At 71.4% G+C, this 14,316-nt stretch carries 8 protein-coding genes; 6 read left to right on the plus strand and 2 right to left on the minus strand.

The window, feature by feature from the left end:
- Window positions 1-67 precede the first annotated feature (67 nt).
- Window positions 68-3,265, minus strand: a complete 3,198-nt coding sequence (locus RFN52_RS25705; RefSeq protein ID WP_184849391.1) for an ATP-binding protein — start codon at window positions 3,263-3,265, stop codon at window positions 68-70.
- Window positions 3,266-3,429: 164 nt separating this feature from the next.
- Here RFN52_RS25705 and RFN52_RS40115 point away from each other — a divergent pair, with 164 nt between their 5' ends.
- From RFN52_RS40115 to RFN52_RS25730, 6 genes are all read left to right on the plus strand, one after another.
- Window positions 3,430-4,806 (plus strand): recombinase family protein, encoded by a 1,377-nt coding sequence (locus RFN52_RS40115; RefSeq protein WP_374050222.1) that lies wholly within the window; start codon window positions 3,430-3,432, stop codon window positions 4,804-4,806.
- Entirely contained in the window at window positions 4,784-6,817 is a 2,034-nt protein-coding gene (locus RFN52_RS25710; protein ID WP_184849394.1) for a thioredoxin domain-containing protein, read from the plus strand. Before RFN52_RS40115 ends, RFN52_RS25710 begins: the two co-directional genes overlap by 23 nt.
- A gap of 146 nt (window positions 6,818-6,963) precedes the next feature.
- The gene (locus RFN52_RS25715) at window positions 6,964-8,247 is read left to right on the plus strand and encodes a glycosyltransferase (protein WP_184849396.1); all 1,284 of its coding nucleotides are present in this window, start codon (window positions 6,964-6,966) and stop codon (window positions 8,245-8,247) included.
- The gene (locus RFN52_RS25720; protein ID WP_184849398.1) at window positions 8,244-9,893 is read left to right on the plus strand and encodes an ArnT family glycosyltransferase; all 1,650 of its coding nucleotides are present in this window, start codon (window positions 8,244-8,246) and stop codon (window positions 9,891-9,893) included. The genes RFN52_RS25715 and RFN52_RS25720 overlap by 4 nt, the downstream gene beginning before the upstream one ends.
- Entirely contained in the window at window positions 9,890-11,098 is a 1,209-nt protein-coding gene (locus tag RFN52_RS25725) for a glycosyltransferase (protein WP_184849400.1), read from the plus strand. Before RFN52_RS25720 ends, RFN52_RS25725 begins: the two co-directional genes overlap by 4 nt.
- Window positions 11,082-13,487 (plus strand): galactose oxidase family protein, encoded by a 2,406-nt coding sequence (locus RFN52_RS25730; RefSeq protein WP_184849402.1) that lies wholly within the window; start codon window positions 11,082-11,084, stop codon window positions 13,485-13,487. The genes RFN52_RS25725 and RFN52_RS25730 overlap by 17 nt, the downstream gene beginning before the upstream one ends.
- A gap of 88 nt (window positions 13,488-13,575) precedes the next feature.
- Here RFN52_RS25730 and RFN52_RS25735 read toward each other — a convergent pair whose 3' ends face one another.
- Entirely contained in the window at window positions 13,576-14,307 is a 732-nt protein-coding gene (locus tag RFN52_RS25735) for a Mut7-C RNAse domain-containing protein (RefSeq protein WP_184849404.1), read from the minus strand.
- Window positions 14,308-14,316 lie beyond the last annotated feature (9 nt).

Raw genomic sequence — 14,316 nt, forward strand, 5'->3', positions numbered from 1 at the left:
TGCCGCCGACAAGGGAGGGCGCCCGAAAGGGGCGGAGCCAGTCCCGGCCCCCCGCTCGGCCTGTGGCCTACGCCTTCGGCTCCACCGCCACCCCCATCACCTCGCGCGCATGCCGGTTCGGGACCATGCCGAGGCGCCAGGCCTGCCAGCCTGCCTCCAGGGTCACGCCCCGCTCCAGCAGCAGCCGGTACGCGTCGAGGTAGTCGTCCAGCTTGGCGTCGCGCAGCCCGTGGCTCGCGCGGGACAGCTGCGCCAGCTCCTCCTGGGCCACCGCCGTACCCACCTCCATGCCGCCCGGGGCCGCGTAGGGGAGGAGCGTGCAGCGCAGGAAGCGGGCCCAGTCCTCGCCCCGGCGGTCGCCGTAGGACGCGAAGAGCTCCACCGCCTCGTCGCACAGGGCCAGAGCCTGCTGGGTGCGGGCGTTGCCCGCGTCCACGACCACCAGCTCCAGGCACGTCCAGGCTTCGCCGTGGGCGACGCCGATGCGCTGGAAGTCGGCCCGGGCGTCGACCAGGAGCTGGCGGGCGAAGCCCGAGTTGCGCAGCGAGCCCGTCTGGGCCGCCCGCTGGTCGCGGGTGACGCGAGCGGAGTGGTGGCGGGCGCAGGCCAAGCCGTAGACGTCCCGCATGCGGGAGAACATCGTGCGGGCGCGCTCCAGTTCGCGGACCGCCTGGTCGAGATCGCCCGTCTCCTCCAGGGCCTGGCCCAGGTAGTACAGGGTCCAGGCCTCGCCGCGCGCATCCTCGTTGTCGCGGTGCCGGGCCGCCGCCCCCCGCAGCTCCTCCACCGCGGGGGACGCGTCCCCGGCGACCAGCAGCGCACGGGCCAGCTGCGTCAGGGCCCAGGCCTCACCACGGGCGTCACGGGTCCGCCCGTACAGCTCCAGGGCCGCCCGCAGCTCGGCCTCGGCCCGCGGGACGTCGCCCATGCGCAGCCCCAGCTGACCGAGCTGGAAGTGCGCCCACGCCTGGCCGTGCACGGACTCGCCCCGCCGGTGCAGGACCAACGACTCGGTCAGCAGCTCCAGCGCCTCCGCCAGCCGGGCCCGGTCCCGCTCCACCGCCGCGAGGGCGTGCATCGTCCACGCCCGGTCCACCGCCAGCGCGGGCGAGGCCTGGAGGGCAAGCGCCTCCCGGAGCTTCGCCGACGCCTCCGTCAGATTGCCCTGGTGGTGCAGCGTGATGCCGAGGGAGCACAGCGCGCGGGCGGCCCCGGCGTCGTGGTGGGCCTCCCGGTAGAGGTCCACGACCGACGCGAGAGTGGTGCGGGCCTTGTCCAGCTCGCCCAGCTGCCGTGCCGCGATACCCGTACGCCACTGCACCGAGCGGACCAGCAGGCCCTCGTCCACCGCCTGCGCCAGCTCACTGATCTCCCCCAGCCGGTACAGGTCGCCCCGCAGCAGGCAGTAGTCGCACAGCGCGCCCAGCAGGTTCAGCACCGCCGCCTGGTCCACTCCCTCGGCATGCCGCAGCGCCGCCGTGATGAAGCTCGACTCGTCGTCCAGCCAGCGCAGCGCCTCGTCCAGGGAGGTGAAGCCGTACGGGCTGAAACGGTTCGTCCGGGTCGACATGTTGCCGTCGACCATGCGCAGCACCGAGTCGGCCAGCTCGGCGTAGTTCACAATCAGCCGCTCCTGCGCCGCAGTCCGCTCGGACGGCTCCTCCTCGTCGAGCAGGCGGGCCTGGGCGAAGGAACGCACCAGGTCGTGCAGCCGGTAGCGGTCGCCCCGGACGTGGTCGATCAGACCGGCCCGGGTCAAAACCTGCAGATGACGCTTCGCCTCCGCCTCGTCCGTAGCCAGCAGCGCGGCGGCCGCGGCGGCCCCCAGCGAGGCCCGCCCGGCCAGGGCCAGCCGGCGCAGCAACCGCCGTACGGTCTCCGACTGGTCGGTGTAGCGCAGCCACAGGGCGCGTTCGACCGGCTCGACCGGGCCGTACGCGTCGAGGTCCGTGGCCAGCGCGCGCGGCGAGCGCGGACCGAGGCACGAGCCCGCGATGCGCAACGCCAGCGGCAGCCCGCCGCACAGCTCCCGGACCCGGTCCGCGGACTCCGCGTCGTACGGCCCGGAACGGTCCTGCGCCGCCGCGCCCAGCAGCTCCTCCGCACCCGCCGCGTCCAGCGGCGCCACCGCCAGCTGGTGCACCCGCGCGGGCAGGCCCCCCAGCTCCAGCGGGCCCCGCGCGGTCACCAGCACCAGGCTGTCGGACCGCTCCGGGACCAGGGCGCGGACCTGCTCCGCGTCCGCCGCGTCGTCGAGGACGACCGTGACCGGCAGGCCCGTCAGATGCTGGTGGTACAGCTCGCTCAGCCGCTTGACCTGCTGGTCGGGCGAGGAACGCTCGCGGAACAGCAGCTGCTCGCGGGGCGCGCCGAGCCGGTTCAGCAGATGCAGCAGCGCGTCACGGGTGGACAGCGGGGACTCGCCCGGCCCGTCCGCGCGCAGGTCGACGACGCAGGCACCCCGGAAGTAGTCCCTCAGATCGTGCGTCGCGTGCACCGCGAGCGTCGTACGGCCGCTGCCGGGCGTGCCGTGCAGCACCACCACCGTCGGCTGCGTCTCCGTGCTCGCCCGGGCCGACTGCACCCACTGCCGGATCTGCGCCAGCTCATGCCGCCGCCCCGCGAACGGCTCCGCCGGTTCGGGAAGCTGCCCGAAGGACTGCTCCAGCACATTGCGCCCGCGCGCCGCCGCGCTCTTGTCCGCACCCCGCAGCCGCGGCGCCGTCTTCTTCGGCCCCGTCGAGGCCGCGAGCACCCGCTGCTGGTCCAGGAACGGCCGGATGCCCCGCACCTCCAGCGCCGTCAGCCACTGGAGCCGCAACTGTTCGGGCCCGCCGGGCTGGCTCACGGCCCCGGCGCGACGACTCGCGGCCGGCACGTGCGACCCGACCACCTTCACCACCGTCGCCGCGGCCCCCACGACACCCACCGTCACACCCGCCCCGAGAGCCGTCCCGGTCCCCGTGCCCAGCGCCATGTCGGCGACGACGGCCGCCACCGCCGCGACCCCGGCCACCAGCAGCGGTGTTCCGGCTCCCTCCCGGGCGTAACGCTGCCCGAAGGTCAGCTGACCGGCCGCCGCCTCGTCCAGGGCGCGCGTGTAGGCCTCGTACTCCTCGCCCGCACTCCGCGCCATGGTGTCGAGCGCCCCGCGCGCCCGCGCGAGCAGCACCTTCCCGTCACTGCGCCCGCCCGAGCGCCGCACCTCCTCCTCCACGGCCCGTACCAACAACCGCTCGGCCTCCGCCCGATGAGCGTCCCGCATGTCACGTCCCCCTCCGGCGGCAACTCCTTTGCCTCTGAGTGTCCTTGGTGGGAGGCGTGAGCGCGAGGGGGCGACGATCAACGGATGACCGGTGACCGACACACTGCTCGCTCGTTGGTGCGAGTGTCGGGCTGACTGTCGAGCGGGGGAAAATGACGGGTTCCATGGAGGGGCGAAGGAGCGGTGGGATCCCCGTGGTGTCCTACGCCCGTACATCCGAGGTCTTCCGGCAACGGGACGGACATGGCGTGCGCCATCAGTTGCGGATCAACGAGCGGACTGCCCGAGAGCACGGCTGCCTGATCGTCGCCGAGTACACCGACAACGGCCGCAGCGCTTCGAAGGATGGTGCGGTGAGACCCGGGTTCGAATGCCTGGTCACCGCGCTGTCGAGCGGATACACGAACGATGGCCAGGCCATCCAGGGGGTCGTCTGCGTCGCGTACGACCGGCTCTACCGTCGCCCGGAGGACCTTGCCCGGTTCTTCGCCGCGCTGACCAGGAGGCCAGGGCGCGTCTACGTTGATCCGCAGGGCGTGCGAGACCCCCACTCCCCGGAGGAACTGCTCCGGGCCGTGCGGTCGTTGGAGGCCGCTATGACGGAGACGAGGCTGAGGAGCCGACGGGTGTCGGACTGGCACTGGGCACGGGCTGTGGAGGGGGCTCCGCACAGCGGGCCGCGGCCTTTCGGCTGGCAAGAAGACAGACTCACGCTCCATCCGGTCGAGGCGGCACTCATTCGCAAGGCGGTGACCGACCGTGTCGGTGGCAGGGCGGTCCGCGCCATCGCACGGGAATGGTGCGAACTCGGGGTCACTGGGACGCGTGGTGGCAGACCCAATGCCCAGACGATCACCCAGATCATGACGGCGCCCCGCGTGTGCGGTTACCGAGCCAACCGGGGCGAGTTGCTGATCTTGCCGGAGACGGGGGAACCGGTTCTCGGCCGGTGGGATCCCGTGGTGACGCCGGAGCAGTGGATGGCGGTGTGTGCGACGTTCTCTCCCGGAAACCTCTACATGCACCGCGGCAGCGCTGCTCCGAGGCGTACCACGAGGACCGCTGCTCCCAGCCGTCTCGCCAGCGGCTTCCTGCGCTGCGGTGCACAGCTCATGAACGGAGATTTCTGCGGAGGTGCGTTGTGCGCTCAGAAGGGGAGGAACCGGCGTAGTCCCTACGCGTATGCATGCCGCTCCTGCAGACGGTGCAGCATCAGCGGGCCGTTGGCCGACGAAGCCCTCGAACGCCTGCTGTTCCACGAGGCCCCGCCCCACGTGCTCCCGTCGGAGACCACGCGGCGACGCTGGCACGACGGCATGGCGGATACAGAGAAGCGAAGGACGATCGCTTCCGTGGTCACCCACTGCGTCGTGCGCCCTGGCGTCAAAGGGAGTCACACCTGGGACCACTCTCGCGTCGAGCCCGTCTGGCGTGAAGCGAGCCCCCTGGCACCGGCGGAGGAGAGGGGCGAGAGGCGTGTTCCGCGGCCGGGCGGCCATCCTGAGGCAGGATGGAAGCATGCCGAACCGACTGGCTCATGAGACGTCCCCGTACCTGCTCCAGCACGCCGACAACCCCGTCGACTGGTGGCCCTGGTCGGAAGAGGCTTTCGCGGAGGCGCGGCGGCGGGGGGTGCCGGTGCATCTGAGTGTCGGCTACTCGAGTTGCCACTGGTGCCACGTCCTGGCGAAGGAGAGCTTTCAGGACGAGGTGACGGCCGAGGTCATGAACGAGCACTTCGTCAACATCAAGGTCGACCGCGAAGAGCGCCCCGACGTGGACGCCGTCTACATGGAAGCCGTGCAGGCCGCGACCGGGCAGGGCGGCTGGCCCATGACCGTCTTCCTCACCCCGGACGCCGAGCCGTTCTACTTCGGTACGTACTTCCCGCCCGCTCCCCGCCAGGGCATGCCGTCCTTCCGGCAGGTGCTCCAGGGCGTGCACCAGGCGTGGGACGAGCGGCGGGACGAGGTGACCGAGGTCGCCGGGAAGATCGTCCGGGATCTGGCCGGGCGGGAGATCTCCTACGGCGACGCGCAGACCCCCGGTGAGGAGGAGCTCGCGCAGGCGCTGCTCGGCCTGACCCGGGAGTACGACCCGCAGCGCGGCGGATTCGGCGGAGCGCCGAAGTTCCCGCCGTCGATGGTGCTGGAGTTCCTGCTGAGGCACCATGCGCGGACCGGCGCCGAGGGTGCGCTCCAGATGGCGGGCGACACCTGCGAGCGCATGGCCCGGGGCGGGATCTACGACCAGCTCGGGGGCGGCTTCGCCCGCTACTCGGTCGACCGTGACTGGGTCGTGCCGCACTTCGAGAAGATGCTGTACGACAACGCCCTGCTGTGCCGGGTGTACGCCCATCTGTGGCGGGCCACCGGCTCGGAGCTCGCGCGCCGGGTCGCCCTGGAGACGGCCGACTTCATGGTGCGCGAACTGCGGACGAACGAGGGCGGGTTCGCCTCCGCGCTGGACGCCGACAGCGACGACGGCACCGGGAAGCACGTCGAGGGCGCGTACTACGTGTGGACGCCGGAGCAGTTGCGGGAGGTCCTCGGCGAGCAGGACGCGGAGCTCGCGGCGCGGCACTTCGGGGTGACCGAGGAGGGCACGTTCGAGGAGGGCGCGTCCGTCCTCCAACTGCCCGTGCGGGACGGTTTCGTCGACGCGGGGAAGGTCGCCTCCGTCCGGGAGCGGCTGCTGGCGGCGAGGTCGGAGCGGCCCGCGCCCGGCCGGGACGACAAGGTCGTCGCCGCCTGGAACGGCCTCGCGATCGCCGCGCTGGCCGAGACGGGCGCCTACTTCGACCGGCCCGACCTGGTCGAGGCCGCCGTCGCCGCGGCCGATCTCCTGGTCCGGCTGCACCTGGACGAGCAGGCCCGGCTCACCCGCACCAGCAAGGACGGCCACGCCGGCGCCAACGCCGGTGTCCTGGAGGACTACGCGGATGTGGCGGAGGGCTTCCTCGCGCTCGCGTCCGTCACCGGGGAGGGCGTCTGGCTGGAGTTCGCCGGCTTCCTCGCCGATCACGTCCTGGCCCGCTTCACCGACCCGGAGTCGGGGTCGCTGTACGACACGGCGGCCGACGCCGAGCGGCTGATCCGCCGTCCGCAGGATCCGACCGACAATGCCGCGCCGTCCGGCTGGAGCGCGGCGGCCGGTGCCCTGCTGGGGTACGCGGCGCACACCGGCTCCGAGCCGCACCGCACGGCCGCGGAGAGGGCCCTCGGTGTCGTCAAGGCGCTCGGGCCGCGGGTGCCGCGCTTCATCGGCTGGGGGCTCGCGGTCGCGGAGGCCGCGTTGGACGGTCCGCGCGAAGTCGCGGTCGTGGGGCCGTCGTTGGACGACGAGGGCACAAGGTCCCTGCACCGCACGGCACTTCTGGGGACCGCGCCGGGTGCCGTCGTCGCCGTCGGTGTGCCGGAGAGCGAGGAGTTCCCGCTGCTCAGCGGCCGTCCGCTGGTCGGCGGTGAACCGGCGGCGTATGTCTGCCGTAACTTCACATGTGACGCGCCGACAACGGATGTTGAACGGTTGCGTGCGGTGCTGAGCGACTGAAGTCGGGAATCAACGGAAACACGCTCTTTATCTGAACAGCCCCCAGGCTTCACAGTTCCCCCCTAATCTCTGCACAGTGACGTGACGGGAGGGGCCGCACCGGCACACCGTCACGACCGGGGGCTCTGGGATCTGGGGGGATCTGTTTGCTGACGTCTGTCTTCATCGCTGCCGTTTCACTGGCCCTGTTCTGGATGGCGGCGTTCACGCTGTGGTGGCAGATGCACGCCTGGCGCACGCCGGAAGTGCTCGCCTCCACCCGGTTCAGCAGTCCGGACGGGGACGAGCACGTCTCCTTCTCGCTGCTGCTGCCCGCGCGGCACGAACAGGCGGTGCTGGACCACACGATCCAGCGGCTGCTGGAGTCGAGCCACACCGACTTCGAGATCATCGTGATCGTCGGGCACGACGACCCGGAGACCACCGCCGTGGCCGAGCAGGCCGCGGCGCGTGACGCACGGGTCCGGGTCGTCGTCGACACACACGAGAAGAAGAACAAGCCGAAGGCCATGAACACGGCGCTGCCGCACTGCCGCGGCGACGTCGTCGGCGTGTTCGACGCGGAGGACCAGGTCCACCCCGAGCTCCTCGCGCACGTCGACCACGCCTTTCGCACCACCGGCGCGGACGTCGTGCAGGGCGGGGTGCAGCTGATCAACTTCCACTCCAGCTGGTACAGCCTGCGCAACTGCCTGGAGTACTTCTTCTGGTTCCGCTCGCGGCTCCACCTGCACGCGCAGAAAGGTTTCATTCCGCTCGGTGGCAACACCGTCTTCGTCCGCACGGACGTCCTGAGGGAAGCCGACGGCTGGGACCCGAACTGCCTCGCCGAGGACTGCGACCTCGGAGTGCGCCTGTCCAGCGTCGGCAAGAAGGTCGTCGTCGCCTACGACTCCGACATGGTGACCCGGGAGGAGACCCCGGGCTCGCTGATGTCCCTGCTGAAGCAGCGCACCCGCTGGAACCAGGGGTTCCTCCAGGTGTACCGGAAGAAGGACTGGAAGCAACTGCCCACCCTCGGGCAGCGGCTGCTCGCCCGCTACACCCTGATGACGCCGTTCATGCAGGCCTTCACCGGCCTGATCATCCCGCTCAACGTGGCGATCGCCCTGTTCCTGGACGTGCCCGTCGGCATCGCCTTCGTCACCTTCCTGCCGGCCGTCACCGCCCTGGTCACCTTCGTCTTCGAGGTCGTCGGACTGCACGACTTCGGCAAGCAGTACGGGCTGCGCGTCCGCTTCGCGCACTACCTGAAGCTGATCCTCGGCGGCCCCTTCTACCAGGTCCTGCTTGCCGGAGCGGCCGTGCGGGCCGTCTGGCGTGAGCAGCGCGGCCGCAACGACTGGGAGCTGACCAGCCATGTCGGGGCCCACCTCGACGAGACGGCCGTGACCCGGCACGCCGTGACCCGAGAGGACGTTCCCGCGTGACCTCCACCCTTCCCGCGGTGACCGCTGCCAAGGTCCCCGCGCAGCGCGGGCCTGCGCCCCGGACCGGTGCGCACCGCAGACCGGAGCCGCCGAGCCGGCTGCGCTCCTCGCGCTCCGACCTGATCCTCTGCGGCGTCCTCCTCGCGGCGATCCTCGTCGTACAGGGCTGGAACATCGCCGACTACCCGGCCCTCAGCGACGACGAGGGCACCTATCTCGCGCAGGCCTGGTCGGTCCAGCAGGGCAACGGCCTGGCCCACTACACCTACTGGTACGACCATCCGCCGCTCGGCTGGATCCAGATCGCCGTGCTGACCTGGATCCCCGCGCTGATCAGCCCCGAGTCGATGACGGTGGGCACCATGCGCGCCGCGATGCTGGTGATCAGCGGCATCAGCGCGGTCCTCGTCTACGTGCTGGGCCGGCGCCTCGCGCTGCCCCGCTGGGCGGCCGCCCTCGGCATGGTGTTCTTCGGGCTCTCCCCGCTGTCGGTCGTCCTCCAGCGGGAGATCTTCCTCGACAACCTCGCGGTGATGTGGACGCTGCTGGCCTTCACCCTGGCCGCCTCCCCGAGCCGCCACCTGTGGCACCACTTCGGCGCGGGCATCGCGGCCGCCACGGCCGTCCTCACCAAGGAGACGATGCTCGTCGTCCTGCCCGCCCTGTTCCTCACCATGTGGCGCCACAGCCACCGGGACACCCGCAAGTTCGCCATCACCGGAGCCGTCACGGCCTGCGCCCTGATCGGCTTCTCGTACCCGCTGTTCGCCCTGCTCAAGGGCGAGTTGCTGCCCGGCGCCGGGCACGTGTCCCTCTGGGACGGCGTCAAGTACCAGATGACCAGACCCGGTTCGGGCTTCATCCTGGACCAGGGCTCCGGCTCCTGGGGTGTGCTCCAGTCGTGGCTGTACTACGACAAGGTCCTGCCCCTCGGCGGTCTCGCGGGCGCCCTGCTCCTGCTCCTCACCTGGCGCTGGTCGGTCACCGCCCGCGCCCTGGCCGGACCGGCCCTGGCCGTGGCGATCTTCGCCGCGCTGGCCCTGCGCCCGAACGGCTACCTGCCCGCGATGTACGTCATCCAGGCCCTGCCGTTCCTCGCGCTGGTCCTCGCGGGAGGCACCGCCTCCGTCGCCCACGCGGTGCTGAGCCGCTGGCGCTCCGAGGCGGAGAAACGGTACGTCAGTGTGAGCCGGTACGCGCTCGCCGCCGTCCTCGCCCTGGCCGCCGGCGCCTACGTCGTGCCCCGCTGGTACGACGGCGCGCACACGGCCGTCACCACCGACGCCAACGCCCCCTACAAGGCCGCCTCCAAGTGGCTGGCCACGGAGGTCGAGGACCCGGAGCGCACCCGGGTGCTGGTGGACGACGCCCTCTGGCTGGACCTGGTGCACCAGGGCTACCGGCCCGGCCTCGGCGTCATCTGGTTCTACAAGGCCGACCTCGACCCGGCGGTGACGAAGACGATGCCGCGCGGCTGGAAGGACCTCGACTACGTCGTCGCCTCGCCGACCGTCCGGCGCGACGCGGCCGACCTGCCCAACGTCAAGGCCGCCATGGAGCACTCGGACCCGGTCGCCACCTTCGGCACCGGCGAGGACCGCATCGAGATCCGCCAGATCCAGACGTCCGCCGGAGGCGCGCGATGAGCCAGGAGTCCACCGTCCCCGGCGAGGTCGTCGAGACCACCGAGATCCCCGAACCGGGCGCCGTCACCATCGTCGTACCGACGTTCAACGAGTCGGCGAACGTACGGCAGTTGCTGCGCCAGATCACCGAGGCCGTCCCGGCCCGGCTGCCCTGCGAGGTCGTCTTCGTGGACGACTCCACCGACGACACGCCCGAGGTCATCGAGAAGGCGGCGCAGGACTGCCCGTTCCCGGTGACCGTGCTGCACCGCGAGAAGCCGGTGGGCGGGCTCGGCGGCGCGGTCGTCGAGGGGCTGAAGGCGGCCACGTCGGACTGGATCGTCGTCATGGACGGCGACTGCCAGCACCCGCCGGCCCTCGTGCCCGACCTCGTCGCCACCGGGGAGCGGGCCAACGCCGGACTCGTCGTGGCCTCCCGTTACATCAAGGGCGGCAGCCGGGCCGGACTCGCGGGCAGCTACCGGGTGGCCGTCTCGCGCGGGGCGACCTGGCTGACCAAGGCGCTGTTCCCGCGTCGGCTGCACGGCATCAGCGACCCGATGAGCGGCTTCTTCGCGATCCGCCGCAGCGCGGTCACGGCGGAGGTCCTCCAGCCGCTCGGCTACAAGATCCTCCTCGAACTCGCCGTCCGCAGCCGCCCCCGCACGGTCACCGAGGTGCCCTTCGTCTTCCAGGACCGGTTCGCCGGGGAGTCCAAGTCCACCGCGCAGGAGGGCCTGCGCTTCCTGCGCCACCTGGCCGGGCTGCGCGCCGCCTCGCCGGTCGCGCGGATGATCGGGTTCGGCCTGATCGGGCTGACCGGCTTCGTGCCGAACCTGCTGGGCCTGTGGGCGCTGACCGCCGCCGGCATGCACTACGTGCCGGCGGAGATCCTCGCCAACCAGCTGGGTGTCGCCTGGAACTTCGTGCTCATCGAGCACCTGCTGTTCCGCGAGCGGCGCCGGCACCGCCGCTGGTGGGACCGGGCCGGGCGGTTCGCGCTGCTCGCCAACGCCGATCTGGTGCTGCGCATCCCGCTGATCGCCCTGTTCGTGCACCAGTTGCACCTGGGCGTGCTGTCGGCCACCGCGCTCGCGCTGGTGACGACGTTCGTCCTGCGCTTCGCCGCGACCGAAGCGCTGGTCTACCTGCCGCGCCGGGGACGCGAGAAGCCCGGTCGCGGGAGCACCGCACAGCAAGGAGAGCCGTGTGAACAGACGTCGTAGAAGTACCGCGTTCCTGGCCGTGGCGGGCCTCACCGCGGGCCTGCTCCTGACCGCACCCCAGTCCGCCTCCGCCGCCAACCTCATCAAGAACCCCGGCTTCGAGACCGCCGGCACCGGCGACATGCCGTACTGCTGGGAGAAGTCCGGCTGGGGCGACAACGACTTCACCTTCACCACCACGGCCGACGCGCACACCGGCTCCAAGGCCATGAAGGTCGAGCTGACCCGCCGCGTCGACGGCGACCGCAAAGCGCTGATCACCGAGTCCGCCGCGTGCGCGCCGGTGGTGACGCCGGGCAAGCAGTACGACCTCGGTCTCTGGTACAAGACGACCACGCCCGACGCGGCGATCACGCTGTTCCGGCACGACACCACGGCCGGCTGGCAGTACTGGACCGACCTCAAGACACTGGACATGGCGGGCAGCTGGACCGAGGCCACCGTCCGCACCCCCGAGGTCCCGGCCGGTACCGACCGCATCTCCTGGGGCGTCTCCGTCTACGGCACCGGCTCCGCCACCACCGACGACTACACCATGGACCAGGTGCCCGACCCGGTCCTGCCGCCCGAGTGCACCGGCACGGCGGAGCAGTGCGCGAACGGCAAGTGGGACGTGCTGCCCACGCAGAACCCGGTCCGTTCGATGCACTCCGTCGTGCTGCGGGGCGGCAAGGTGCTGCTGATCGCGGGCTCCGGCAACGACGAGTCGATGTTCGAGGCCGGCACCTTCACCTCGGCGGTGTACGACCCGGCGAACGGCTCCTACAAGGTCATCCCCACGCCCAAGGACATGTTCTGCGCCGGGCACGTCCAGCTCCAGGACGGCCGGGTGCTGGTGATGTCCGGCAACAAGGGCTACCCGACGGCGGACGGCCGGATCGGCTACCAGGGCTACAAGGACTCGTACATCTTCGACCCGGAGACCGAGACCTACACCAAGACCAACGACATGAACGACGGCCACTGGTACCCGTCGGCGACGGTCCTCGGCAACGGTGACGTCATCTCCTTCGGCGGCCTGCGCGAGGACTCCACCGGCTCGGTCACCGCCGAGCTGTTCTCCGAGGCCGAGCAGCAGTGGCAGCCGCTGTGGAAGGTCAACCAGACCTGGTCGTACTGGGGCCTGTACCCGTCGATGATCCTGATGCAGGACGGCCGCCTCTTCTACTCGGGCAGCCACGTCTTCGGCAACAACATCCCCGGCACCGGCTCCGCGATCTACGACTACGACGCCAACACCACCACCCAGGTGCCGGGCCTGAGGAACAAGGACGAGCGCGACCAGTCGGCCAGCGTGCTGCTGCCCCCGGCGCAGGACCAGAAGGTCCTCACCCTCGGCGGCGGCAACATCGACTCCAACCCGGAGGCGAACCGCCTGACCGACATCATCGACCTCAAGCAGCCGAACCCGGCGTACGTCGCCGGGCCGCCGATCCCGCAGGGCACCGTCGACCTCGGCAACGGCCCGGTCCCGCAGACCGGGAACCAGGGCAAGATGTACGTCTCCGCGGTGCTCCTGCCCGACGGCAAGGTGCTGGAGACGGGCGGCGCGCTGCACAACCGCGCCAACCCGGTCTACGAGACGTCGATCTTCGACCCCGCGTCGGAGACCTTCGACCCGGTGGCCGTCGACCCCGAGGCGCGCGGCTACCACTCCTCGGCGTTTCTGCTCCCCGACGGCCGCGTGATGACCACCGGCGACAACCCGGGCAACGGCACCTGGAACCACGACGTTTCGGTCTACAGCCCGCCCTACCTGTTCAAGGGCCCGCGTCCGCAGATCACTTCCGTCATCGACACCGAGTGGAACTACGGCGACACCCAGCGGATCACCGTCGACCGGCCCGTCGCCAAGGCCCAGCTGATCCGCCCGGCCGCCGTCACGCACTCCTCGGACCCCAACCAGCGGTTCGTGGACCTGCCGCTGTCCGTCGACGGCGACAACGTCGACCTGAACGTGACGAGCAACCCCAACCTGGCCCCGCCCGGCTGGTACATGCTCTTCGCGGTCGACGCGAACGGGGTGCCGTCGGCGGCGAAGTGGGTGCACCTGAAGGGCCCGCAGGCCCTGAAGGCGACGGACGCCTCGGCCCATGTCCACGACTTCGCCGACGCACCGAAGGGCAAGGTCACGGGGCCCGGCAAGAAGCGGGTGTCGCAGAAGGTCAGCCCGACGGTCTCCGGCTGCGACCGCCACTACGGCTCGATCAACGTCTGCGTGCCGACGGACTTCCCGGCGGAGGTGAAGAAGACGACGGCGGCCCGCTGTGAGTGGCTCAAGGCGAACGACTACGGCCGCCTGAAGGTCAACGGCAAGGACGACCCGCTGGGCCTGGACAGGAACAGGGACGGAACCGCCTGCGGCAAGGGGGACCTGGCAAGGCGCTAGAAGCGCCCCGACGGGTGCGCCCCCCAGGGGCGCGGGGAACTGCGCGACCAGCCACGGCGGTCCCGCGGTTCCCCGCGGCGCTCAGGACTCAACGGCGCTCCGCGCGGAGCGCAAGCGCCCGCTCCACGATGGCCTCCAACTGATCATGATGCGCGCCCTTCCAATAGGCCCGCCCACACGCACCGCACCGCGCGAACACGTCGTACGTCGCATGCGTACCGTGCTTCAGCTGGTCGGCGACCTCGTCCTTGCTGGCTCTGCGCAGCATCCCGTTGCAGGCCGTGCACCGTGTCCACGGCAGCAACTCGGGCCGGAACCGGTCCAGCACATCACGCAACTGCTCCTCCGGGCGGGTGCTGTACACGAACGCCCCCGCCCACAGCTCCCGGCGCCGCAGCAGCCCCCGGTCGCGGCTCAGCATCACCCGCTGCTCGGCGGCCGACAGCGCGGCCAGCGCCGGGTCGCCGATGTCGGTCGACTCGTAGGCGGCGTCCACCCCGAGCAGCCGCAGCCGGCGGGCCAGCGTGCCGAGATGCACGTCGAGGAGGAAGCGCAGGGGAGCGCCCGGGACCCGCTGGGGGCGCGTGACGGTCCGTACGGTCACCGACTCCCCGGCCGCCGGGACGTGCGAGACGGGCACCTCGCGGCCGTCCACGAGCAGCGCGCCGACCTCGGTCAGCGGCACGCCCAGCGACTCGATGACATGGCCGAGGCCGGCGGCGCCGTCGGTGGCGGCCCGCACCGTGCCGTCCCGGCGGGCCCGGGGGACGAAGACGTGCAGCTCGGGGGCGAACTCGACGTGGATCTCGGGACCGTTCACCAGGTCAGG

The organism is Streptomyces collinus, assembly GCF_031348265.1.
Lineage (GTDB): Bacteria > Actinomycetota > Actinomycetes > Streptomycetales > Streptomycetaceae > Streptomyces > Streptomyces collinus.

Bases quoted from the DNA above. Each gene is read 5' to 3' on its own strand.
- RFN52_RS25705 (WP_184849391.1), bottom strand. From the start codon at position 3,265: ATGCGGGACGCTCATCGGGCGGAGGCCGAGCGGTTGTTGGTACGGGCC.
- RFN52_RS25725 (WP_184849400.1), top strand. From the start codon at position 9,890: ATGAGCCAGGAGTCCACCGTCCCCGGCGAGGTCGTCGAGACCACCGAG.
- RFN52_RS25710 (WP_184849394.1), top strand. From the start codon at position 4,784: ATGCCGAACCGACTGGCTCATGAGACGTCCCCGTACCTGCTCCAGCAC.
- RFN52_RS40115 (WP_374050222.1), top strand. From the start codon at position 3,430: ATGGAGGGGCGAAGGAGCGGTGGGATCCCCGTGGTGTCCTACGCCCGT.